Origin of the sequence: Kitasatospora sp. NPDC090091 (assembly GCF_044747365.1) — a bacterium.
GTDB lineage: Bacteria > Actinomycetota > Actinomycetes > Streptomycetales > Streptomycetaceae > Kitasatospora.
Genome location: NZ_JBIVDY010000024.1, coordinates 40,876 through 64,014 on the forward strand (window position 1 = coordinate 40,876; position 23,139 = coordinate 64,014).

18 protein-coding genes and 1 pseudogene are annotated in these 23,139 nt (G+C 72.4%); 9 read left to right on the forward strand and 10 right to left on the reverse strand.

Features of this window, described 5'->3' with window-relative positions:
• Nucleotides 1–51 precede the first annotated feature (51 nt).
• The gene (locus ACIPSC_RS31920; protein WP_400830978.1) at nucleotides 52–4,830 is read right to left on the reverse strand and encodes an acyltransferase domain-containing protein; all 4,779 of its coding nucleotides are present in this window, start codon (nucleotides 4,828–4,830) and stop codon (nucleotides 52–54) included.
• 851 nt (nucleotides 4,831–5,681) lie between these two features.
• Here ACIPSC_RS31920 and ACIPSC_RS31925 point away from each other — a divergent pair.
• On the forward strand, nucleotides 5,682–6,185 hold the full coding sequence (locus ACIPSC_RS31925) for a GNAT family N-acetyltransferase (RefSeq protein ID WP_400830981.1): 504 nt from the start codon (nucleotides 5,682–5,684) through the stop codon (nucleotides 6,183–6,185).
• A gap of 177 nt (nucleotides 6,186–6,362) precedes the next feature.
• Here ACIPSC_RS31925 and ACIPSC_RS31930 read toward each other — a convergent pair whose 3' ends face one another.
• Both ACIPSC_RS31930 and ACIPSC_RS31935 read right to left on the reverse strand, forming a co-directional pair.
• On the reverse strand, nucleotides 6,363–6,848 hold the full coding sequence (locus ACIPSC_RS31930) for a hypothetical protein (protein ID WP_400830985.1): 486 nt from the start codon (nucleotides 6,846–6,848) through the stop codon (nucleotides 6,363–6,365).
• A gap of 543 nt (nucleotides 6,849–7,391) precedes the next feature.
• Nucleotides 7,392–8,318 carry a LysR family transcriptional regulator gene (locus ACIPSC_RS31935; protein ID WP_400830988.1) on the reverse strand — a complete coding sequence of 309 codons (927 nt, stop codon included), beginning with the start codon at nucleotides 8,316–8,318 and terminating at the stop codon, nucleotides 7,392–7,394.
• A 71-nt stretch (nucleotides 8,319–8,389) separates the two neighbouring features.
• Between ACIPSC_RS31935 and ACIPSC_RS31940 the strand changes: the two genes are divergently transcribed.
• Nucleotides 8,390–9,124, forward strand: coding sequence for an SDR family oxidoreductase (locus ACIPSC_RS31940; protein WP_400830992.1), 735 nt, complete (start codon nucleotides 8,390–8,392; stop codon nucleotides 9,122–9,124).
• Nucleotides 9,125–9,393: 269 nt separating this feature from the next.
• On the opposite strand, the gene ACIPSC_RS31945 is transcribed toward ACIPSC_RS31940, so the two are convergent.
• The 3 genes from ACIPSC_RS31945 to ACIPSC_RS31955 form a co-directional block, all read right to left on the reverse strand.
• Entirely contained in the window at nucleotides 9,394–9,807 is a 414-nt protein-coding gene (locus ACIPSC_RS31945; protein WP_400830996.1) for a VOC family protein, read from the reverse strand.
• A 179-nt stretch (nucleotides 9,808–9,986) separates the two neighbouring features.
• Nucleotides 9,987–11,603, reverse strand: coding sequence for a sulfatase-like hydrolase/transferase (locus ACIPSC_RS31950; protein ID WP_400831000.1), 1,617 nt, complete (start codon nucleotides 11,601–11,603; stop codon nucleotides 9,987–9,989).
• Between the two features lie 452 nt (nucleotides 11,604–12,055).
• Complete coding sequence (locus ACIPSC_RS31955) at nucleotides 12,056–12,859, reverse strand: thioesterase family protein (protein WP_400831002.1); 804 nt, start codon at nucleotides 12,857–12,859, stop codon at nucleotides 12,056–12,058.
• 418 nt (nucleotides 12,860–13,277) lie between these two features.
• On the opposite strand from ACIPSC_RS31955, the gene ACIPSC_RS31960 reads away from it, so the two are divergent.
• Both ACIPSC_RS31960 and ACIPSC_RS31965 read left to right on the forward strand, forming a co-directional pair.
• A complete protein-coding gene (locus ACIPSC_RS31960; RefSeq protein ID WP_400831003.1) occupies nucleotides 13,278–13,916 on the forward strand; it encodes an AAA family ATPase in 639 nt (212 codons plus the stop codon).
• Nucleotides 13,868–14,143: pseudogene (locus ACIPSC_RS31965) on the forward strand (ATP-binding protein); the annotation flags it as partial. The gene ACIPSC_RS31960 and the pseudogene ACIPSC_RS31965, both read left to right, overlap by 49 nt.
• A 309-nt stretch (nucleotides 14,144–14,452) precedes the next feature.
• Here ACIPSC_RS31965 and ACIPSC_RS31970 read toward each other — a convergent pair.
• Nucleotides 14,453–15,148: a TetR/AcrR family transcriptional regulator gene (locus tag ACIPSC_RS31970; protein WP_400831007.1), complete on the reverse strand. Its 696-nt coding sequence runs from the start codon at nucleotides 15,146–15,148 to the stop codon at nucleotides 14,453–14,455.
• Between the two features lie 668 nt (nucleotides 15,149–15,816).
• Between ACIPSC_RS31970 and ACIPSC_RS31975 the strand changes: the two genes are divergently transcribed.
• Nucleotides 15,817–16,704, forward strand: a complete 888-nt coding sequence (locus ACIPSC_RS31975) for a response regulator transcription factor (RefSeq protein WP_400831009.1) — start codon at nucleotides 15,817–15,819, stop codon at nucleotides 16,702–16,704.
• Nucleotides 16,705–17,220: 516 nt separating this feature from the next.
• On the opposite strand, the gene ACIPSC_RS31980 is transcribed toward ACIPSC_RS31975, so the two are convergent.
• The gene (locus ACIPSC_RS31980) at nucleotides 17,221–17,637 is read right to left on the reverse strand and encodes a winged helix-turn-helix transcriptional regulator (protein WP_400831011.1); all 417 of its coding nucleotides are present in this window, start codon (nucleotides 17,635–17,637) and stop codon (nucleotides 17,221–17,223) included.
• An 86-nt stretch (nucleotides 17,638–17,723) separates the two neighbouring features.
• On the opposite strand from ACIPSC_RS31980, the gene ACIPSC_RS31985 reads away from it, so the two are divergent.
• Nucleotides 17,724–18,554 (forward strand): NAD(P)H-binding protein, encoded by an 831-nt coding sequence (locus ACIPSC_RS31985; protein ID WP_400831014.1) that lies wholly within the window; start codon nucleotides 17,724–17,726, stop codon nucleotides 18,552–18,554.
• Between the two features lie 52 nt (nucleotides 18,555–18,606).
• Here the strand turns inward: ACIPSC_RS31985 and ACIPSC_RS31990 are convergent, their stop codons facing one another.
• Nucleotides 18,607–19,221 (reverse strand): helix-turn-helix domain-containing protein, encoded by a 615-nt coding sequence (locus tag ACIPSC_RS31990; RefSeq protein WP_400831016.1) that lies wholly within the window; start codon nucleotides 19,219–19,221, stop codon nucleotides 18,607–18,609.
• A gap of 122 nt (nucleotides 19,222–19,343) precedes the next feature.
• On the opposite strand from ACIPSC_RS31990, the gene ACIPSC_RS31995 reads away from it, so the two are divergent.
• Together ACIPSC_RS31995 and ACIPSC_RS32000 are read left to right on the forward strand one after the other, a co-directional pair.
• Nucleotides 19,344–19,784 carry a nuclear transport factor 2 family protein gene (locus ACIPSC_RS31995; protein WP_400831019.1) on the forward strand — a complete coding sequence of 147 codons (441 nt, stop codon included), beginning with the start codon at nucleotides 19,344–19,346 and terminating at the stop codon, nucleotides 19,782–19,784.
• A gap of 97 nt (nucleotides 19,785–19,881) precedes the next feature.
• On the forward strand, nucleotides 19,882–20,286 hold the full coding sequence (locus ACIPSC_RS32000; RefSeq protein WP_400831021.1) for a hypothetical protein: 405 nt from the start codon (nucleotides 19,882–19,884) through the stop codon (nucleotides 20,284–20,286).
• Here ACIPSC_RS32000 and ACIPSC_RS32005 read toward each other — a convergent pair whose 3' ends face one another.
• Nucleotides 20,287–20,751 carry a S1 RNA-binding domain-containing protein gene (locus ACIPSC_RS32005; RefSeq protein ID WP_400831023.1) on the reverse strand — a complete coding sequence of 155 codons (465 nt, stop codon included), beginning with the start codon at nucleotides 20,749–20,751 and terminating at the stop codon, nucleotides 20,287–20,289. It lies immediately after the preceding gene.
• A 700-nt stretch (nucleotides 20,752–21,451) separates the two neighbouring features.
• Here ACIPSC_RS32005 and ACIPSC_RS32010 point away from each other — a divergent pair.
• Nucleotides 21,452–22,603 (forward strand): isopropylmalate synthase, encoded by a 1,152-nt coding sequence (locus ACIPSC_RS32010; protein ID WP_400831025.1) that lies wholly within the window; start codon nucleotides 21,452–21,454, stop codon nucleotides 22,601–22,603.
• Nucleotides 22,604–23,139: the final 536 nt, after the last annotated feature.

The window sequence follows — 23,139 nt, forward strand, 5'->3', positions numbered from 1 at the left end:
AGGTGGTGGGGGTGTTCTTTCTCTGTTGCTCATGTGTTGTTGGGGTGGGGGTCAGGGGGTGGGTTGGGGGGTGAGGGTGGTGAGGAGGTGGTGGAGGGGTTCGGGGCCGAGGAGGCGGCCGGCGGTGAGGTCGAGGTTGTGGGTGGTGTGGAGTTCGGTGCGTAGTCGGGTGGCCATGAGGGAGTCGAGTCCGAGGTCGCGTAGGGGGCGGCGGTGGTCGATGTGGTGTTCGGGGATTTCGAGGAGGCGGGCGATGTGGTGGAGGAGGGTTTCGGCGGGGGTGTCGGTGGTGGTGTTGGGCGGGGTGTTGGTGGGTGTGGGGGTGGGGTGGGTGGTGGTGCGTTGTTCGGGGATGGGGGGTGTGGGGGTGGGGGTGTGGTGGTGGGTGAGGGTGCAGGTGGGGGTGAGGCGGTGGGTGAGTGCGGTGAGTGTGGTGCGGGTTTTGGTGAGGGGGTTGCGGGGGGTGGTGGGGTGGTGGTGGGGGAGGGGTTGGAGGGTGATGTTGAGGAATTCGGCGAGGGTGTGGCCGTTGGTGTCGAGGAAGAGGACGTCGGCGTGGGCGGGGCCGCGTTTGGTGGGGCGGACGCGGGCGAGTGCCCAGTAGTCGGTGTGGGGGTGTTGGTGGATGTGGATGGTGCCGAAGTGGGTGGGGATGTAGGTGGTTTTGGGTCGGTAGGCGGCGAGGAGGGTGAGGAGGCCGGTTTCCCAGGTGAGGCCGTCGGTGGCGGAGGTGACGGGCATGGCGTCGGTGCCGCCGGTGCCGGTGCCGGTGCCGCCGGTGTCGGTGCCGCCGGTGTCGGTGTCGGTGTCGGTGGTGGTGGGGTGGAGGCGGGCGATGGCGAGGTTGTCGCGGCGCCAGAGGTGTTGGTGGGTGTGGTGGTGGGGGTCGATGGTGATGCCGTGGGTGTCGGTGAGGTGTTGGAAGTCTTGGGTGGTGTGGTAGTCGAGGCGTTTGGCGAGGGTGTGGTCGAGGAGGGTGCGGCGGTTGTGGGTGGTGGGGGTGGGGTGGGGGTGGAGGGTGGTGTGGGCGCAGGGTTCGAGGGGGGCGGTGGGGGTGCGGCGGATGTGGGCGTGGGCGTGGCGGGTGCCGTCGGGGTTGGGTGGGTCGATGGTGATGCGTAGGTGGGTGTGGGGGATGTCGTGGTGGGTGAGGAGGGTGTCGGTGAGGTGGGTGTTGGTGAGGGTGTGGGGGTGGCCGAGGGTGGTGTGGGCGGTGTGGAGGATGGCGGCGAGGTAGGTGGTGGGGGGGAGGGGGCGTAGGCCGCGGATGGTGATGGGGGTGTGGTGGGGGGTGATGCCCCAGTGGGCGAGGGGGGCTTCGAGGGTGTGGGGGACGGGGGCGTCCGCGACGCCGGCGCCGGCGCCGTTGCCGCTGGCGTTCCCGTTCGGGTTCTCGCTTCCGTTTCTGTTCGTGTTGCTGTCGCCGGTGTAGGCGGCGGCGGTGTAGGCGGTGTTGGTGTGTGCGGTGGCGGTGGCGGTGGCGGTGGTGTGGGTGTGGGTGGGGCGGCGGAAGTGGTCGGTGTCCCAGGTGTAGGTGGGGAGGTCGGGGATGTGGGGTGGGGTGGTGGTGTTGTAGTGGCGGTTCCAGTTGATGGTGGCGCCGTGGGTGTGGGCGTGGCCGAGGGTTTCGAGGAGGGTGGTGGGTTCGTGGTGGTGGCGTTGGAGGGTGGGCAGGGTGGTGCCTTCGGCGGTGGTGGTGCGGCGGGTTTCGTCGATGGCGGTGGTGAGGACGGGGTGGGGGCTGATTTCGAGGAAGAGGGTGTCTTGGTTGCAGAGGTGGCGGATGGCTTCGGTGAAGCGGACGGGTTGGCGGAGGTTGTCCTGCCAGTACTGGGGGGTGAGTTCGGTGCCGGTGAGGGGTTTGGCGTGGAGGCTGGAGATGAGGGGGGTGTGGGCGGGTTGGGGGGTGATGTCGGTGAGGGCGGTGGTGAGGTCGTGGGCGATGAGGTCCATGTCGGGGGAGTGGGAGGCGACTTCGACGCGGACGGTGCGGCACAGGATGTCGTGTTGTTCGAGGTGGTGGGTGAGGGCGGTGAGGGTGTGGGGTGGTCCGGCGAGGATGGTGGCGGTGGGGGAGTTGTCGGCGGCGATGCAGGCGGGGGTGTAGTCGGGGTGTGAGGTGAGGAGGGTGCGGGCGGCGTCGGCGCCGAGTTCGACGGCGAGCATGGCGCCGCGGCCGGCGAGGCGGCGCATGAGGTGGCTGCGGCGGCAGATGACGGCGGTGGCGTCGTGGAGGGTGAGGGCGCCGGCGGTGTGGGCGGCGGCGATTTCTCCCATGCTGTGGCCGAGGCAGACGTCGGGGTCCAGGCCCATGGCGCGCAGGGTGGTGGCGAGGGCGGTGCCGATGGCGAAGAGGGCGGGTTGGACCTTGTCGATGTCGGTGGGCAGGGTGGTGGCTTGGGTGAGCAGGGTGGTCAGGGACCAGCCGAGTTCGGCGTGGATGGCGTGGTCGCAGGCGGTGATGGCGTTGCGGAAGGTGGGGGAGGCGTTGAGGAGGTCGCGTCCCATGCCGAGCCATTGGGAGCCCTGGCCGGGGAAGACGAAGGCGGTGCGGCGGGGGGTGTAGCCGGCGTGGGCGGTGGCGGCGCCGGTGGTGGGGTTGCCGGCGGCGAGCTCGCGCAGGCGGTGGGCGAGGTCGGTGTGGGTGGCGCCGCGGGCCCAGAGGCGGTGGGGGTGGGTGTCGCGGCGCAGTGCGGCGGCGGCGCACAGGTCGCGCAGGCGGTGGCGGTGGCCGTCGCCTTCGAGGTAGTCGGCCCAGGCGGTGGCCAGCAGCGTCAGTGAGCGGGCGGAACGGGCGCTGAGCACCAGCAACTGCTCGCCACCGCCCGCACCCTCCGCGCCCTGCGGGCCGGCATTCTCCATGCCGGCGGTGGCGGTGGTGGTGTTCGCGGGGGCCGAGCCGGTGGTGGTGTTGGCGGTGGCGGGGCGGGTGTGTGTACCGGCGGCCGGGGTGTTCGTGGTGGTTGCCGCGTCGGCCGTCTCCCCCACGGCCGCGTGGGTGATGGCCGCAGGTGCGGTGATGTCCGGGCCGTTCGCTGGTGTGCGGTTCGAGCCCGCACTCTCCACGTCGGCGGTGGCGGTGGTGGTGTCCGCGGGGGCCGAGCCGGTGGTGGTGTTGGCGGTGTCAGGGCCGGTGTGTGTACCGGTGGCCGGGGTGTTCGTGGTGTTTGCCGCGTCGGCCGTCTCCCCCACGGCCGCGTGGGTGATGGCCGCGGGTGCGGTGGTGTCCGGGCCGTTCGCTGGTGTGCAGGCGTCCACGGTGGTTCCCGCGTCGGCCGTCTCCCCGGCGGCCGTGTGGGTGGTGTCTGCCGTGTCGGCCGTCTCCCCCACGGCCGCGTGGGTGGTGGCGCCGGGTGCGGTGGTGTCCGGGCCGTTCGCTGGTGTGCAGGCGTCCACGGTGGTTCCCGCGTCGGCCGTCTCCCCGGCGGCCGTGTGGGTGGTGTCTGCCGTGTCGGCCGTCTCTCGGGTGGCCGTGTGGGTGGTGTCTGCCGTGTCGGTCGTCTCTGGGGTGGCCGTGTGGGTGGGGTGGTGGGTGCCGATGATGATGTGGGCGTTGGTGCCGGAGATGCCGAAGGAGCTGATGCCGATGCGGGCGGGGGTGTGGGGGGTGGGGGTGAGGGGGGTGTTGCGGGTGACGATGGTGATGTTGAGGTGTTCGTCGGTGATGACGGGGTTGGGTTGGGTGCAGTGGAGGGAGGCGGGGATGGTGTGGTGTTGGGCGATGAGGATGGCTTTGATGAGTCCGGCGATGCCGGCGGCGGATTCGGCGTGGCCGATGTTGGTTTTGACGGAGCCGGTGGGCAGGGGGTGGTGGGTGGGGCGGGCGGTGGCGTGGGCGAGGGCGCGTAGTTCGACGGCGTCGCCGACGGCGGTGCCGGTGCCGTGGGCTTCGATGTAGTCGAGTTGGTCGGGGGTGATGCCGGCGGTTCTTGCGGCGGTGTGGAGCATGGTGATCTGGCCGCTGACGGCGGGTTGGAGGAGTAGACCGCTGCCGCGGCCGTCGTTGGTGACGGCGCTGCCGAGGATGGTGGCGAGGATGTTGTCGCCGTCGGCCTGGGCGTCGGTGAGGCGTTTGAGGACGACGACGCCGACGCCGTCGCTGCGGACGAAGCCGTTGGCGTGGGCGTCGCCGAAGCGGCAGTGGCCGTCGGGGGAGAGCATGGCGCCCTGGGAGTAGGCGATGGCGTCGTGGCTGGAGAGGACGACGTTGACGCCGGCGGCGATGGCGAGGTCGCATTCGCCGGTGAGCAGGGACTGGCGGGCGGTGTGGACGGCGACGAGGGAGGAGGAGCAGGCGGTGTCGAGGACGACGCTGGGGCCGAGCAGGTCGAGGGCGAAGGACAGGCGTCCGGCGGTGACGGCGCGCAGTCTGCTGCCGGCCATGTCCTGGATGTGGGGGCCGCCGGGGTAGGCGGAGACTTCGGAGTACTCGGCGGTGGCCTGTCCGACGAAGACGCCGGCGTGGGTGCCGGCGAGGGTGGAGGGGCGGATGCCGGCGTGTTCGAGGGCTTCCCAGGTGGTGTGCAGGAGCAGGCGCTGCTGGGGGTCGACGGTTTTCGCCTCGGCGGGGGAGATGCCGAAGAAGGCGTGGTCGAAGGCGAAGACGTCGTCGATGAAGCCGCCGTGGCGTGAGGCGGTCTTGCCGAGGGTGCCGGAGTGGGGTGCCCAGTGGGGGGTGATGTCGAAGCGCTCGGGGGGCACGGGGGTGACCGAGTCCGTGTTGGCCAGCAGGTTGTGCCAGAACTCGGCCGGCCCGTCCGCGCCCGGGAATCGGCACCCGAGACCGATCACGGCCAGCGGGGTGGGGACGACGTGTGTCGAATGTTCCATGGGATGGGCCCAACCTCTTCATTGAATCCGACCGGTGAGGACGTTTCAGCACTGCCGTTGGACGAGCAGGATGCAAACTTACACTGCGAGTCAAGTTTGGCCCTAGTGTTTTCAAAGAGAACCCCGCCGTCTTGGGATGTGGGACACCCGGGGAAGGTTGACACGTTCCCGCAACACCACCCGCGCACGGAACGGCATATGACGTCACGTCAGCACCACCCGTCCCCCGAGCCGCCCCGAGCCGCCCCGAGCCGCCCCCGGGACGGGGCCCGGCCCGGCCGCCGGCGCGAGGGCTCTGTCTCCGACCCCCGACCCGACCCCGTCCGACCCCGTCCGGACCCGTCCGACCCCGTCCGGACCCGACCCGACCTCGTCCGGACCCGACCCGACCTCGTCCGGACCCGACCCGACCTCGTCCGGACCCCGTCCGGACCCGACCCGACCCGACCCCGGCCCGACCTCGTCCGGTCCCGGCCCGGTGGGGTCTTGGCTCGATCGGGTCGGGTCGGGCGGATTCCCGGTCCGCCCGGGGTCGGGGGTCCGGTCGGGGTCTGCGTCCCCGGGATGCCGGCGCCTCAGGGGTGTGGCGTTGCGGGGGTGTTCGGGTTTGTCGGCGGCTCTTGGCTTTGCATTTGGGTGCTCGGTCGGCGCTGTCGTTCGGCGGTCCGTCCTTCGCGTCTGTGTTGTGACGGCGCGTCAGGAGTCTTTGCCGTGGCCGATCATGGAGTCTGTCGGCGAACGGGAGTCTCGATCGGGTGATCGCGGGCCTTGCCCGGCGGGAGAGCAGAGCCTGGTGGTGTGCGGGGAGGTCCGGGGGAGCGGACGGGCGCGTGCTGCTACGGTCGGGCGTCATGAGCTGGCTTCCCGATGATTTCGTCCATCCCGTCCTGGTACCGCTGCCGGGCGGTGGTCATCACCTGCGGCCGATCCGGGAGGCGGACGCCCCGCTCGACTATCCGGCTGTGATGGGTTCGCGCGAGCGGCTGTGGACCATGTTCGGCCCGGCCTGGGGCTGGCCCGCGGCCACCATGACCTACGAGGCGGACCGGGCCGACCTGTTGCGGCACGAGAAGGAGATCGCCGCGCACCAGTCCTTCAACTATGCGCTGTTCGACGCGGCGGAGACAGTTCTGCTCGGCTGTGTCTACATCGACCCGCCGGAGAGGGCCGGCGCGGACGGCGAGATCTCGTGGTGGGTGGTGGACGAGTTGGTGGGCAGCAAGGTCGAGCAGGACTTCGACGCGCTGGTGCCGCAGTGGATCGCTGCCGACTGGCCGTTCGAGCAGCCGCGTTTCCTCGGCCGTGAGATCTCCTGGTCGCACTGGCTCGCCCTGCCACAGCATCCCGACGCGTAAGCGGTTGTTGCCCGTACCGAACTCGAAGGCTGCCGGCCGGACGGGAGTTTCGGTCGGGTGACTGCGGCGGTTTGCGCGCGTGGAAGCAGGGCCTCCTGGTGGCTCGGGGGTGCGATCCCCTTCCGAGTGGTTCCCGCAGGCCCTGTGGACGCAGTCGCCGGGCAGCAGCCCGCAGGCTCATGCTGTGATGGAGCGCACCTGGCCCGGGTCCAGGTGCAGCTCATACGCGGTGTTGCACTCGCTGATCAGCGTGCCCACCTCTGCACCGCAGGGGCACAGCTGGTTCATACCGCTTTGGCCGTCGAAGCCGCAGCATCCCCCGGAGTGCTTCCAGTCGGGATGCGGCTGGAGGCCCGACGCGTCATCGGGGTGCAGGATCACCGTGTTCCGGGGGCCTGCGGACACCAGGAACCCGTCGCCGTCCGGGTCACCGAGGCAGGGCCCGCCGGCGAAGACCTCTCGACATTCGTCGGAGGGTACGAGCGGGGCGCCCCACGGCTCGGGTTCCAGGGCGAAGAAGCCAAGTGGCAGGGTGGGAGTGGCTCGACGGGATCCGTCCACTTTGGGAAACCCTTGATCCATCGGACGGACGGGCACCTCTGGCAGCTTGGTCAATGGCCCGGCAATCAGACGATCGCAGGCCGCGCACACGAACTCGGTCACCCCGAGTTGATAGCACCCGACCAGCACCCTGCCAAACGGTTATCGGCTGCCGGCTTTTGTCCCCAGGCTCCCAGGACGCCCCGCATCGAACACAGCGGTGCCTGCCCTGACGCATCCTGTCGGGGGCGCGACCGGGCGGGCAGCACATGACACACGCTACCGGTCCCCGGCAACCGCCATCCCTGCGTGGTCGATCACCAAACCCTCCCTCGACCGAGGGTGGGGCCTTTCCAAACCGTTCCTTCCGCACACTGACCCGAGCCATCCCCCACACGGCCTGAAAGTGGGGCCGCTCGGATCCGTTCATCCGGAGCCGGAACACCCCGCTGGCAACAGTGGTGAGGCGTTCGGCGTGTTCGCCGGCCATGTCGACCGGGTCCTTGTGGGGCCGGCCGTCGCGGTCGAGCGCGGGGACGAGGCGGCATGCGGTGGCGGTGGCGGGTGAGGAGGTGCCGGCTCTTCTTCGTGGTGGTGGTGGTCCGTCGGAAGGTCCGGGCCGGCGGCCGGGGGGTTGGGTGCCCTCCGGCCGGTGGCCTGGTGTGGTCATGTGGTGGGGTGGTGGGTGGCGACGTGGTGGGCGGCTCGGACGAAGGCGGCGACGGCTGTGGATCGTGAGGTCTTCGGCCAGGCGACCATGACCGTGCTGGGGCTGAGGCCGGTGACCGGCCGGTAGGCGATGTCCGGGCGTTGGTGGCGTTTGGTGGTGGAGCGTGCCAGGAACGCCACCGCCTGGCCCAGTGCGACGACTTCCAGGAGTTGCTCGACGCTGGCCACGAGCGGTCCTTCGGGAGTGCCGGCGGGCGTGGTGCCGGCGGGGCCGTCTGTGGGCGGCGCGTCGTGTCCGGTGTAGTAGGCGGTGGCGGAGGGGACGGCCCCTTTCCAGCGGGGGATCGGTTCGCCCCAAAGGTCGGTCAGCTGCAGCCGCGGGCGTGCGGCCAGGCGGTGCGCGGCGGGCAGAACGGCCAGTCGCGGCTCGACCACGAGGGTCTGGGAATCCAGCCCCTGGCCGTCGAACGGGCTGCGCAGCAGCGCGACGTCGGCGCGGCCGTCGCGCAGCATGGCGATCGGTTCTCCGCTGCCGCCGACGGCGACTTCGGGCGGCGGCAGGTGCGGGTCCGTTTCCCGGTAGGCGGTGAGGATCTCCCGCAGCAGCCCGGCGTCGCCTCCCGGTTTGACCGCCACGACGAGCCGGGGTGTGGGCCGGCCGGCCCGGCGTGTGCGCCGGGCCGCCGCGTGCACCGCGTCGACCGCGATCCGGGCCTGGTCGAGCAGCACCTGGCCGGCGGTGGTCAGCCTGACCTGCCGGGTGGTGCGCTCCAGCAGGCGTACGCCGAGCCGGGACTCCATCTGGGCGATCGCCTTCGACAGCGGGGGCTGCGCGATGGCCAGGCGTTGCGCGGCCCGGCTGAAGTTCAGTTCCTCGGCGACCGCGATGAAGTACCTCAGCTCCCGGACCTCCAGCTCACTCATATCTGTGGACTATAGATCCAGAGTCTTCCGGTCTTTCCCTGCCGCCGGTGGGCGGGGGGAGGCTGGGGGCCATGACGACTTCGCACAAGACTGCTCTGATCACCGGCGCGAACAAGGGCATCGGCAAGGAGACGGCGCGCCGGCTCGCGGCCCTGGGCATCACCGTGCTGATCGGCGCGCGCGACGCCGAGCGCGGGGAGGAGGCGGCCGCGGAGCTTCGCGCCGACGGCGCCGACGTACGGTTCGTGCCGCTGGACGTCACCGACGACGTCTCGGTCCGGGCCGCCGCCCGGCACATCGACGCCACGTTCGGGCGCCTGGACATCCTCGTCAACAACGCCGCGATCGCCGCCGGACCGCAGAACCCGAGTGAGACCGCGGCCGCCACCGTCCGGCAGGTGTACGAGACCAACGTGTTCGGCGTCATCGCGGTGACCCATGCCATGCTTCCCCTGCTCCGCCGCTCCGGCGCCGCACGCATCGTCAACATGTCCAGCGAACTTGGCTCCCTGACCCATCTGGCCGACCCGGGCAGCCCGTGGTCCGCCTACTTCTCGGTTCTCCTGCCGTACTGCACCTCGAAGAGCGCGCTGAACGCGATCACCGTGCTCTACGCCAACGAACTGCGCGCCGAAGGGATCCTGGTCAACGCGGTGAGTCCCGGCTACTGCGCGACCGACCTCAACCGCCACACCGGGATGCGCACGGCGCAGGAGGGCGCGGCCGTGGCGGTCGACCTGGCGACGGTGGGCGCAGGCGGCCCGACGGGCGCCTTTGTGGCCGAGGACGGGCCGATTCCCTGGTGAGACCGCGCCGCGCCGTCCTTGCCGAAGCCTGCCGGGGTGTTTGCGACGCTCCGCCGTGACGCCGACCGGGGCCGGTGGGGACGGTGGCGGCTTCGCCGTGGGGCTGTTCCCGTGCCGGGCGGCCGTGCCTGGTGGCCGCGGGGACGGCGGCCGCCTCGCACGCCACCGGGCGCCGGCCGCCCGGTTCGGCGGGCGCGCCGTCCGCCGGCCCGGCCATGCGTCGACGTCACCGCCGTCGACGCATGGCTCCACCTGCTTCGAAGCGGGGCCTACTGGCCGCGCTCGGGCCAGACGGGGCCCTGATCGGTCCAGAGGACGCCCTTGTTGCGGCAGAGGCAGAAAGGGTGGCCGATGGGGTCGGTGTAGACGCGGAAGCCGTAGCCGTCGGGGCCGGTGCAGTCCCGCTGCAGGGTCGCGCCGAGGGCCAGGACACGGCGCTGTTCGGCCTCGATGTCGTCGACCTCGAAGTCGAGGTGGAACTGCTTGGGGTGCTCGCTGTCGGGCCACTGCGGGGCGCGGTAGTCCTCCACCTGGATGAAGGCCAGTTCGATCTCGCCGAACTGGATACCGGCCCAGTGCTCGGTACTGCTGTCCTTGACCGGACGCCCCGTCACCTCGGAGTAGAAGGCTGCCAGCTTCATCGTGTCCGGGCAGTCGATGATGAAGTCGGTGAGTCGTAGCATCCCGCGATCTTGTCACACGACCGAATGAGCCGGACAGGTCCCTGGCAAAAGGCCCTGACGGAGGTCCTGCCGGACAGGTCCTGGCGGAAGGTGGTGGCGGAAGGGCGGGGCCCGGGTCGGCGGTGACGGGATGTCATCGGCCCGGGGCCGGCGCCGCTTCCCGGGGGCGGGGGCGCGGGTCAGTGTCCGGTGGCGGCATGGGCGGCGGGTTCGGTGTCACCGTGCCAGGTGGGCCAGCCCAGCAGGCGTGGGCGTTCGGTGACCCAGGCGCGGGTGTCGGTGCCGATCTCCGTGTCGATCAGCTGTTCCAGCAGGGTGTTGTAGTGGGTGACCAGGCCGCGGTGGGCGGGGTCGGCGGCGAGGTTGCGCATCTGGGCGGGGTCGTCCTGGCGGTCGTAGAGCACGACGTCGTTGCGGGCGTACAGCTCGTCGACGGTACGCGGCCGGTTCGGGTCCAGGGGGGAGAAGTAGCGGCCGAAGGTGTAGCGGTGGTCGTTGCAGGCGCGCAGGAAGCCGCGTTTGGTCCAGTCCGGGCGCAGTTGACCGGCGGCGATGCGCCGGGGGGCGTCGGGGTCGGCGAACTCGAACCAGAAGTCGGCATCCAGCATCATGATCGACTCGATGGCGCTCAGCACGCCCTCGCGCACCCGGGTGCCCTCCAGCGCGGGCAGCAGGCTGTGGCCCTTGAGGGCGGGGTGGCGGGTGGCGGTGTCGGCCCGGTCGAGGCCGGCGAACGCCAGGAGGGTGGGGGCGAGGTCGACCGCGGAGGCGAGGGCGCCGCTGCGCATGCCCCCGCTCAGGTCGGGGTGGGCGATGACGAGGGGGACGTGGAGGTTCTCGTCGTAGACCAGGCTGCCCTTCTGCCGCAGGCCGTGGGAGCCGGCCATCTCACCGTGGTCGGCGGTGAGGACCACGACGGTCTCACCGGCCTGCCCGGAGGCGTCGAGGGCGTCCAGCACGTGCTCGATGCTGCGGTCGACGTCACGCAGCGCGTTGAGGTAGAAGTTCAGGCCCTCGTACCAGTGCTCGTCGGAGGCGACCGGCCCGAACACGGTGTCGATCATGCGCCGGTACTCGGTGATCGCCGGGGCGGCACCGGACAGGTCGTCGTGCAGACTGGCGGGCAGGTCGAAGTCCCACCGCCGCCGGTAGAGCGGAATGTCGGCGGCGGCCTTCATCCGCACCGCATGGGCCAGCGGCGACGGCAACTGCACCTGGGGCCGGCCACCGTAGTCGAAGCTCATGATGTCGTGCGGGTTGACGAAGTTCACCGCCATGAACCACGGCTGCTGCGCCGCGACGACGGGTGCGCGGTCGCGCAGCCAGTGCACGGCCTGTCCGGCGATCACCGGGTCGAGTTTCAGTCCGGCCCAGGCGCCGCCGTCGATGTCGCCCCAGGTGTTGAACTCGCTGAACCCGTACGGTTCCAGGGCGTCGGTGGTGGGGGCCGGGTTCTGCGGCGAGACGTAGGCGTTGGACAGGTGCCATTTGCCCTGGTAGGTGCAGTAGTAGCCGGCCGAGCGCAGCATCGTGCCCAGGGTGCCCAGATCGGGGTCGAGCGGGCGGATGTAGGGGATGTTGTCGTTGTCGTAGATCTCGGTCAGCGGCAGGTGCTGCCCGGTGTAGAGGACCGACCGCGCCGAACTGCACTGCGCGGAGGCGGTGTAGTAGTGGTCGAAGGTGACACCGCGCTCGGCGATCCGCTCCCTGGCCGGCAGCGCGTACCCCGACGCCCGGGGCAGGACAGCGCGCTCCTCGTCGGTGACGATCAGCAAGATGTTGGGACGACGTGCCATGGGCCGACCCGCCCTTTCCGTCCGGTCCGCCCGGAAGCCGGACGAACGTCCTGATCTGCGGCTACCGACTCTAGGCACGGCCCCGGCGAGCCGCTGCGCGTGACACAGCCGGGCAGGACCGTCCGGGTGAGCACGGCGCGGGGTGAGCACGGCGCGGGGTGAGCACGGCGCGGGGTGAGCACGGCGCGGGTGAGGACGGCGCGGGTGGGGACGGTGCGGGTCGCGTCGGTCGACGGCGGCGCGTCGCCCGTGCGTTCGGAGCAGGGGCCGGGGGCCTGCCCGCTTGCCGCGGGGGCAGGGGGCAGGGGGCCGGGGGCCGGGGGCCGGCCGGGGGCCGGCATGCGAGGGGGCTGCACCGTCGCCCGGCGGTGTCGGCCCGGGCGGTGTCGGCCCGGGGGGTGTCGGCCCGGGGGGTGTCGGCCCGAGTGGTGTCGGGCCGGGGTGGGGGTGGGTCAGGTGGTGTTCTGGGGGCGGACGGTGAGGATCTGTTCGGCGCGGCCGAGGGGGCCGTGCCGGTCGTGCAGGACGGTGCTGGTGATGCCGTGGCCGGTGGGGCCGAAGCTGACGCTGGTGTCCAGGCCGGTCCAGCGGCCCTCGGGGCGGCGGAAGAGGTGGATCGTCAGGTCGGTGTTGGGGAACATCCATTCGGTGGGCCGCTGCCGGGCGGCGATGCCGTTGGCGGTGTCCACCAGGGCGACGAAGGAGGCGTGCGCGCTGCTGGGTTCCCCGGCGACCAGCTCGAGGGGGGTGGTGATCCAGGCGGTGGCCCGGCCCGGGGCGATCGCGCGGCGGCGGACGTCGATCGAGGCGATGTAGCCGCCGTCCCACATCCCGCCCATTGTCCAGGGCTCGAACTCCTGCGGCGCGGGGATGCGGACCTCGTGGGTGCCGGCGACGGCGGCGGTGTCGAGTTCGGCGAGGAACCATGCGCGGGCCCGGACCACGGCGCGGTCCCCGATCACCACGGTCGCCTCGACCAGCTCGATGGTGCGTCCGGGGCGGACGGTCGCCACCGTGATCTCGCACTCTTCCAGAGCGATCAGACCGAGTATGTCGAAGCTGATCCGGGCCAGCGCCAGGCCGTCGTCCGGGCGTCCGGCCCGGTGGCACTCGATCGCGTGGACGACGAGTCCGCCCAGCGGGCTGAAGTGCTGCTCGTCGGGGTGCCAGGCGCCCTGGGCGTGGAGGGTGGGCTTGAAGCGGTGCTCGCCGGTGCGCTGGTAGTAGCTGTCGGGCACGGCGGTGGGGGTGGTCACGTGCGCTTCTCCTCGCTCCGGTCGCCGGTCGCCCGACGGGCCGCTGCCGTGGCACGGCGGGCCCCGCTCCCGGCGCCGATGATCGTAAACGGGCCGGACCGCCCCGCGGGCGTGACGGTGACACATCCCACACCCGGTACCTTGCCGGTCCTCTTTGGCGCGATCGCCCGATCGAGTCGGTCCGGGAAGCGGGTGAAGGTCACCGCGTCGTTGCGGGCGGTCACCTCGGTGAGCACCTCGGCGCTGCGGACGTCGGGCGCCGTGACGAGTGAGGTGGTGCCGTGGCGCCGGTATTCGAACTCCTGCCGGGTGGGCTCACCGGGACGGACCGGTCGCCCGGGACAGCGATCAATGACCAGGGCGGGCCGACGCGCCGCACGTCAGGATGGATCCGTGCCGAAGAACCCCCCCGGAATCGATGCAGCACCTCCTCCGCCAGGGCCTGAACCGCCGCGCCCGTGAGCGATGGCCGCAGGTGAACGCCATCACGGTCCGCTTCCGCTGCGGGTTCGCCTATGTGGCAGCCGAGTTGCCCGGCGAGCAGATCGTCCCGCTGTGTCGCCTGCGCTTCACGGGCGTGCTGCACACCTGGGGCTTCGCCCTCTACCTGGCCGGCAGCAACACCTACAGGGACAGCGTCCTGCCCGGCGGCCTGCCTGCCGGCTCCGCCGAAGAGGCCCTCGACTGCGCAGGCCACCTCCACCTCGACGCTCTCGTGCCGGGCGGCTCGGGGCCGGTCCGTGTGCCCGCGGGACTGGTCATCCTCGTCGGCCCTCCCGCCTCGGGCAAGACCAGTTTCGTTCGGGCACTGATCGAGCGTCGGCAGATCGACGCAGAGGCCGTGATGTCCAGCGACGGGATCCGCGCGGAACTCTTCGGCACGTCACCCGCCGACGCGGACTCGGAGGCGGCGGACGGGCGGATCTTCGAGGAACGCGACCGCAGGGTCGCCGCAGGCTCGCGACCGGGCACAGCGCGCTCGCCGAGTCCACGAACGTCACCCCGCAGGCGCGCGCACGACTCGTCGCCCTCGCCAGGCGCTACAACGCCCCGGTGACCATGCTGCGATTCAACCCGGACCTCACCGACCTCCTGCGGCAGCACGCGGAGCGAGGCCGCACTGACATCACCGCCGCGGACGTCCGCGCCTACGCCGCGATCGCGGCCCGACATGCCACCGCCGACCAACTGCGCTCCGAGGGCGCGACCGCCGTCCACGACGTCCCCGGACGCCGCCAGGCAACCACGCCCGCCGAAGCCGCCGCGCACTTCTCGTTCGCCTGACACGACCGACGTGTCCGGACCCGCCCTTCGGCACGCCTTCACGAACGTGCGCGGGGCGGCACCAGGGCCTGTCTTGTGGATCGGGCCGGGGCTGCGACGCCTGGGCACGCACGCCCCCAGCCTCCGGCCGGGAGGTACCCCCACGCCGCGTTGTCGTCGGTCGCCGATGGCCCCCAGCCTTCGGCCGGGAGGTGCCCCCACCGCATGGACTCCGCCCCCAGCCTTCGGCCGGGAGGTGCCCCCACCTCCGCCTTGCGATGCACGCACCCAGACGCCGCGGCCTGGTCCGACCTGATCCACAAGACAGGCCTAGCGGCTGCCTGCGGTGCAGGTGTCGGCGCCGGCGCCGGCGCGTGCACCCGGGCGGGGGCGGGGTGGGGGGTGGTGGGGGGTGAGGCCGTGGAGGAGGAGGTTGAGGGCTTGTTGGAGTTCGGTGTCCAGACGGCCGTGGGCGCGGTCGGCGGCGGGGTGGCTCCAGCGGTGGAGGGCGCCGATGTAGAGGTCGCGCAGGGCGCCGGCGATCTGTTCGGCGCTGGCGGTGGTGTGGATCTCGCCGCGGGTGCGGCCCTGTTCGACGATGTCGGTGAGGATCGCGCCGAGCGGCGGGCCGGGCTGCAGGAGGCGTCCGGTCTGGATCCAGGCGGTGAGCATGGCGGCGCTCAGCTCGGGTTCCTCCTCGTTGAGGTCGCTGAGGGTGGACATGCACGCGCGCAGCGCCCCGGCGGTGTCGGGGGCGTTGCGCAGGCGGGGTGCGAGGCGGCGGTGGAGCTTGCGGACGCGTTCCTGGGTCCAGATGTTGATCAGGCAGTCCTTGTGCGGGAAGTAGTTGAAGAACGTGCCGCGTCCGATGCCGGCCTGTTCGGCGATCTGGGTGACGGAGGTGTCCGCGTAGCCCTGGCGGCTGAACAGGGCGACCGCCGCCGCGTACACGTGCTCCCGGGTGCGCTCCTTCTTGCGCTCGCGTCGCGGCGCGGCGGGCGCTGCTTCGTCCGAGGGCTGGCGCACGGGGCCTCCACTGCATCGACTTCGTTGCATGTTGGTTCACGATTATCCTCTCATACAAACATGGATCTGAGTGCATTTCATGAGCGGGCGGCAGCATCACCGCTGCACGGTGCCCGATCGGGCAGCGGTGCACCCGCATCCCGTCGTACGGTGGGATATTGATGAACCGTCATCCATCTTTAGCCTGTGGCCATGAAACGGACTAGAGTGTATGTTTGAATCATGGGCCGCCGGGGGCAGGGCGGGCCGGTCGATCCTGGGCAGGGGAGGGCATGGTGACGATCGGTCAGGCGCGCGCCGGTGGCCTTCGCTCCGCCGCCCCGGCGCTGTTGCGGGGCCCTGCCGCCCGCACCACGGGCACCGCACGTCCCGCTCACGTCGCCCGCACGGCCCGTGCCGCGTGCCCGGCCGGGGCCGCCCGTACCGCCCACCCGGTCCGGGCCGAGGCGCAGGGCGTGCTGCGGCGCCCCGCCACCGGCGCGTCCGGCCGCCGGCGCAGGGCGGTCGTCGAAGCGCTTCGGTCCATGACCTCGCACACGTCCATCACCGGCCCGGAGGCGTTCCGGGCGGTGGCCGCCGAACGGATGGCGCGCGGCGCCAGGGCGCTACCCACACGCCCGACCGGCTTACGAATCCCCGGGGGAGCCATGACTCAGATGACGTATCAGATGCCCAGAACCGGGGCACGCCCGGCCCACCGGGCGCGTGCGTGCCAACCGGTGGCCGCGGCGGCGCCCGCCGCTCTCGCCGCCTCGGCGGTGACGACCTCCTCGGCCGCGACGGCCACGGGCGCCCTGCCGCCCGCCGCCCTGCCGCCCGCGGCCCTGCCGTCCGCGGCCTTCCCGTCCGCGGCCTTCCCGCCCGCGCCCGGGCAGGGGCAGGGGGCGGCGGTGGGGGTGGTGGCGGTGCTGGTCGTCGCGGGTGATGCCGTCACCGCGCAGCTGCGGGTGCGCGATCTGCAGCGCCAGGGCTACACGGCGAGCAGTGTCGACACCGGCGCGCAGGCGCTGGCCGCGCACCAGCAGTGCGACATGGTCCTGCTCGACCTCGACCTGCCCGACCTCGACGGCCTGGAGGTGTGCCGGCTGATCCGCCGCACCGGGGACAAGCCGATCATCTCCATCGCCACCCGCGACACCGAACTCGACCGGGTACTGGCCCTGCAGGCCGGAGCGGACGACTGCGTCCTCGCCTCCTGCGGGATCCGCGAGATGCTGGCCCGCATCGAGGCGGTGCTGCGCCGGGCCCATCCGCGCCCGCAGGTCTCCCACACCATCTCGCTCAGCCCGCTGCACATCGACGGCACGACCCGTGAGGTGCGCCTGGACGGGCGGCCGGTGGTGCTGACGGCCAAGGAGTTCGACCTTCTGCACACCCTGGCGGCCGATCCGAAGACCGTGCTGTCCCGCAAGGAACTCATGGCCCGGGTGTGGGACACCACGTGGGTGGCGTCCACCCGCACGATCGACACCCATGTGAGCAACCTGCGGGCCAAACTCGGCGGCAAATGGATCATCACGGTCCACGGCGTCGGCTACCGCCTGGGCCGCGGCTGACCCACCCCCTCCGGGTCCCGGCCGGGCGGCCACCCCCCGCCCCCGGCCGTGACCCGTCCACGTGCGGCCCGGGCGGCCACCCCGCCCGGGCCGCACGTCCACCGCGTCCGCTCCCACCACCGCACCGCACCGAACCGCCGGCCGATCCCACCCCCGGCGCGGGCGTCCCACCCGCCCGCACCCCCGGCCGCGGCCCGCAGTCTCCGGCCCGGCACCCCTACTGAGCGGGGGTGCCGGGCCGGCTGCGTCGCGGTGGCGGCCGGGGCCCGGCCCCGGGGTGCTGCCAGCGGGAGGCGGGGACGACGAACCCCCGGGTCGGGCCTTTGCGGGACCTCGCGGGTGACGGCCGGCGCTTCGTCGGTGACGTCCCGCCGGCTCATGAGGTCGGCGCTGTCGAACACCCGCCACTGCCCGGCCGGCCGCCCACGCTGCGCCGCAACGGCGTGGCGCCGCCCGGGCCGCGGCCTGCGCGGCCGGTGGGTGTGGCCGGCCGCGGGTGCAGGGGCGGGTGCAGGGTCAGCGGATGCCGGCGTCCGGGTGGGCGGCGTCGAAGTCCTGGCGGGCACGGGCGAGGGCGTCGCGGTGCTGGGCCGACCAGTCGGCGAGGGCCTTCACCAGGTGGGTGAGGCTGTGGCCGATCGGGGTGAGCTCGTAGTCGACCTGCGGGGGCACGGTGGGGTGGACGGTGCGGGTGAGCAGTCCGTCGCGTTCCAGACGGCGCACGGTGAGGGTGAGCATCCGCTGGGAGATGCCGGGCACGGCCCGCTGCAGCCGGCGGAAGCGGCGCACGCCCTGGGCGAGTTCGACGACGACCAGGACCGACCACTTGTCGCCGATCCGGTCGAGGACCTCACGGATCCCGCAGTCCTCGTGCGGCTCGCCGCAGCTGACGACGGGCGCGGTGGTGGTTACCTCGGTGTGCCCTGCTGACACGCAAGTGCCTCCTTACGCTCCCCGGCGCCGCCGCGCAGGATGATCTCCGTTGCCGAGAAGAGAACCTACCGGAACGGGGAAACCTGATGATCATGGTGACGGGAGCCGCGGGCGCCCTGGGAGCACTGACGGCCGATCGGCTGGCCGCACGGGAGGACACACGGGAGGACACCGTCCTCGGCACACGCGACCCGCGTCGCCCGGAGACCGCACTGCCGGTGCGCCGCATCGACTTCGACGAGCCGGCCACGCTGGCCGCCGGCTTCGCCGGGGTCGAGGTGCTGGTGATGGTGTCCGCCGGCTACGGCGAGGACGACACCGTCATCGCCCGGCACGGCGCGGCCCTGGACGCGGCCGAGCAGGCCGGGGTCCGGCACGTCGTCTACACGAGCCTGACCGCCGACGGCGACCACCTGCCCTACGCGCTGGCGCACCGGTGGACCGAACGCCGGCTGCGCTCCGGGCCCATGGGCTGGACGATCCTGCGCAACGGCCTCTACGCGGAACTGCTGGGGGCGCTGGCGGCGCCGTCGGCCGAGGGACGGATCACGGCGCCGCTCGGCGAGGGGCGCCTGGCGGCCGTCGCCCGCGCGGACCTGGCCGACGCCGCGGCCCACGTGGCGCAGCACCCCGGCGCCCACGCGGGCCGGGTGTACGAACTCGTCGGCGAGCAGGCGATCGGCGGCGCCGATCTGGCCCGCGCCCACGGCCCGCACGTCACCTACGAGCCGCAGACCCTCGCCCGGGCCCGCGCACACGCCGCCGCCTCGGGCGCCGAGCCGTTCCAGACACCGATGCTGGTGGGCACCTGCTCCGCCATCGCCGCCGGATTCCTCTCCCGCACCGGAGGTGATCTGCGCCGCCTGCTGGGCCGCGCCCCGCGCTGCCCGCTCACCGCCGCCCTCGCCGCATCCTGACGGCGCGGGGCCGCGCCGGCCGGCGGCGGGCGGCCCGGGCCGCCCGCCGGGGTCAGTGCGGGCGCAGGCCGTCGAAGACCACCGTGAACACCCGCTCGCGCGCGGCCGGGTCGTCCTGCAACTGCTCCACGGCGGTGGTGGTGCCCACCAGCAGCGCGAACAGCTCGGCCAGGCCCACCTCGCGGCGCACCGCACCGGCGCGCTGCGCCGCGGCGAGCAGGCGGGCCAGGTGCTCGCGGATCGCGGTTCCCGACGCGTGCAGCGCGGCGTGGGCGTCCACGCCCGCGGCGGCGAGCGCCCGGGTGAACTCGTCCTTGCCCGCGGACCGGTCGACCACCACACGGAACGCGGCGAAGAACGCCCCACCATTGCCGCTGCCGTCGCTGCCGTCGCCGCTGTCGCCGTCGGGGCGCTCGGCGTCGGCGGCCAACTGTGCGGTCGTGGTGGCGATCTCCTCCAGGCGGCGCACCATCACCGCCTCCAGCAGCGCCTCCTTGGTGGGGAAGTGGCGAAAGAGCGTGCCGACCCCGACGCCGGCGGCGCGGGCGATCTCCTCGGTCGGCGTGGCGATGCCGCGGGTGGTGAACACCTCGGTGGCGGCATCCAGCAGTCTGGCCCGGTTGCGGGCCGCGTCCGCGCGCAGCGGGCGCTCCTGGGCGCCGTTCAAGCGGTCAACTCCTTTCCGGGGGTGGCGGAACTCCACCCTGGACAACCGGAGTGGCGAGTCCGTATCGTCTGGGCGGAGCCGCCGGTCCGGTTCCGGTGGCGGATCGAACCAGGGGGTTGATCATGTCGCAAACGCGGACGCCGCGCGAGGTGTTCGAGGCACTGCTGGAGCGCATCACCGCAGGACGCTTCGACGAACTCGGCGAACTGTACGCCGAGGACGCGGTCGTGGAGACCGTCTTCGAACCCGTCGGACCACGCCGCATCCAGGGGCGGGCCGCCCTGGAGGAGCGCTTCGCCCAGGTCGCCGCGCACTCGCCGCTGCGCCTGGCGGCGCGCAACGTGGTGGTGCGGGGGACCGACGACCCGCAGGTGGTCGTCGCCGAATGGGACTACCGGGTCGAACACCGGGAGGGCGGCCGCAGTTTCGAGGCCGCCAACATCCAGGTGCTGCGGGTGCGCGAGGGGCGGATCGTCCACAGCCGCGACTTCCACGACCACCTGGCCCTCGCCGTCGCCGGCGGCCACCTGCCGCAGCTGGTGGAGGCCCTGGGCGGCAAATAGTTCCGTGACCGCATGGGTTCGCCGGGTCGAGGGCGCAACGGCTTCAGGGGAGGCGTCTCGGTAGGATCGCAGGCCCAGGGTGCGAAGGTCGGAGGGTATGGCGATGGGAATGCCGCAGCTACGCCTCGGCGACGGTGAAGCGTGGCTGGAGCTGGTTCAGGTCGGTGAGGACCGCTGGCGGGTCGCTGCCGATTGGTGTTCCTCGCTGTCGGCCGACTACCCCGCCCACCTCACCAGGGAAGAAGCTGCGGACTTCGCGGCACGGATGCTCTCTCACCTGCGCGCCCCATCGGGCTCTCGATTCTGGGAGGCTGTGACTCCCGGTCGCAACAATCCGCTGGCGTTGGGCGCTGAACCCGTCGGGGACGGCTTTGCCTTCTTCGCGCGCCTGACTCCCAACGGCGACGACGAGGTGTGTCACCTGCAGATGGAGATCGATCCCATCGACGCCGTCGAACTCCGCGACACATTCGATGCGTTCCGCGCATCATTGGCGCTCTGATCACGCGCAGTGCCGGGTCGGGCCGCGACCTGAACCTCTCGGCCAACCCCGGCGTACGCCCTTCTCGCTGTGGGCGCAGGCGCGTTCGCGGCGAGAAGGGCGTCCGGGATGTCGCGGTGGCGGGCGTTGGCGTTGTGCCACCGCAGGTAACCGTGCAGGGCCCGGGTCCGGACCGCACAAGGACAGCCTCGACTCCGCGTTGTGGGTGTCGAACTGGAGGAACTCGCACGAGACGCGCTGTCCGACCTCGACGACGTCGGCGGCAGCGCCGATGCGCCGCCAGGACAGCTCGGGGACGGTGATGAACCCGACGCCGGGGAACACGGGGTGGGCGGGCCCGTCGTCCAGGGCCACGAAGACCCCGAACCGCTCGATCGCCGCGACAATGCCGGACAGGACATCGCCGCGGTTCAACGACTCCAGGAACGCCCGGAGTTGCGGGCTCTCGGACTGCCAGTCCACCATGCCCGTCACTGTGGCACACGGCGTCGTGCGCCCCCGGCGCCACCCCGGTCGGCCCGCAACCGGCATCCGGGCATCCCCCGCACAACAACCGCCGCCCCCGGCCTCGCAGAGCGCTGCATCAACTCGACCGCCGGAATGGGGGATTGGGGGAGGAGACGGGCCAGCTGCCGGCCGCGGTCAAGGGGTGGCCCGCGTGCGCGACGCACCTGCTGCGCCCTGTCCCGGGTGCGGGGTGGGCCTCTTGCCCCGCGCCAGGAAGGCATGTACTTGTCAGGGTGGGGCTGTGTGGGCCACACGGACGTACGCGGTGGCGTTGTGCGGCGGTTTCGGGGGCGGTGCCGGCGGGGAAATCGGCGCCACCGGGCGGAATGCGGCCGTCGGCGAGGCGCCAGACCTCCCCGCTCCCGGGCCCGATGTCCCCGGACGGCGCCCGGCCGCCGGCGGCGGAAAAGCGGGCCGGGCGGTTGGCGGCCGGGGGAGATTTGGCAGGGCCGAAACGGCCTGTGACGTTCGCTGACAGTCCTTGACAAAGCCCGACACGAGGAACATTGCCGGGCCCTGGCCGGGGCCGACAGGATGGTCATCGGCGCACCGCACCACCGCGCTTTGGCTCGATCCCCTCGCCCGTACAAGAGGGGCGGGAATTCAGTCCAGAGCCCGATCCGGGGAATCCGCCCGGATACAGGAGGAGGGAACGGCAATGGCAACATCAGAGCACGGAGACACACTCCCGATACTGCCGCACATATCCGACGCGACGCTGCGGGATTCCGCACACATGGCGGGTGTCGAATTCGGTCCCAGGGACGCGGCCCGCATCGCGGACCTGCTGGTGAGGACGGGCGTCGACCTGGTCGAGGTCGGGATGGTCGCCGGTCCGAACTCCAAGGACGCCGACCTGGTCCTGGCCACCCACGAGGCCGTCGGCCCGCAGCGCAGCATGACCCTCGTGGTGGTGCGCGACCGTCAGCAGGTGGCGACCGCCCTCGACGAGGCCGAGCGCCTGGGCGTCAAGCACATCATGTACTCGATCCCCACCTCGGAGCAGCACGCCCGCCTCAAGCTCGGCTCGCCGAGCGCCAGGTTCCTGCAGACGCTGGCCCGCTCCGCGATCACGCAGGCCAAGGAGCGCGGCTTCCACGTCACCTTCAGCGGCGAGGACGGCGCACGCACCCCCGCCGAGCGCCTGGTGCCCTACGTGGCGGCGGGCTTCGAGGCCGGCGCGGACCGCTTCCGCCTCGCCGAGACCGTCGCCTACCTGTCGCCGTGGCAGATGGAGGAGGTGATCGCCGACCTCACCGCGATCGACGGCTCCGAGATCGAGATCCACTCCCACAACATGCTGGGCATGGCGGTCGCCAACTCCCTGGCCGCGGTGCGCGCCGGCGCCAAGTGGATCTCCGCCACGGTCGGCGGCATCGGCGAGCGCGGCGGCAACGCCCCGCTGGCGGAACTGCTCACCTCGCTGCGCGTCATCCACGGCGACACCCGCTTCGACCTCTCGCACCTGACCGAGCTGTCCAAGGTCGCGCTCAAGGGCGCCGGCCTGGGCGAGGCGTTCCAGTCCGGGCCGACCACCCCGCACTCCTTCGCCTACGAGCTGCCCGGTCAGCTCACCCACCCGGAGGCCTACGAGACGCTGCCCGCCGAGCTGGTCGGCAACAGCCGCGAGCTGCTCGTGCGCACCCGCCTGACCCCGGCGCTGGTGAAGTGGGCGCTGGCCGACTCCGGCGTCTTCGTCGACGTCGAGGCGTTCACCCCCTGGCTGATCAACCGTCAGGAATCCAACGGGGCGCCGCTGCTGGACCGCGACGCGATCCGCAAGGCCGCCATCGAGTTCCAGGCCGCCTGACCCACCCACCCCCCCGGGCCCACCGAAGCCGCCCCACCCGGGACGCCCCACCGCGGCGGTCCCACCCGCAGCGTCCCTTTCCGGGCGTGCCGTCCGCAGGGGCGGGCCGCGGCAGATCCCCTGCTCCGCTCCCACGGAGCAGCACTGCCGGGCCCGGGCGCCCCGTGCCGAAGCGCCCCTTCTGAGCGGGGCTGGCCGAGGCAACCTGCGTGCACTGCCGCCGGGTTGCAGGCCTTCCACCCCCCGACAACCCACCGGACACCCCCCGGGACAACTCCCCGGACAGCCCCCCCCCGATCCCTGCGCCCCGGGCCGTCGGCCCCGCGGGACGGACCCCGCCGGCACCCCACGGCCGGCCACGGACCGGGAACCGGACCGGAGACGGGAACCGGACCGGACGGGAACCGGAGCCACCCCTTCACCACCCGTCACCACGCCCACCGAGCCACCGGTCCACGCGCGCACGCCGGCAAGAACCAACTGCCGTCCGCCCTGCGACCGTTCGGGACCAGGGGCCCTGCCCGCCCCGCCCCGAC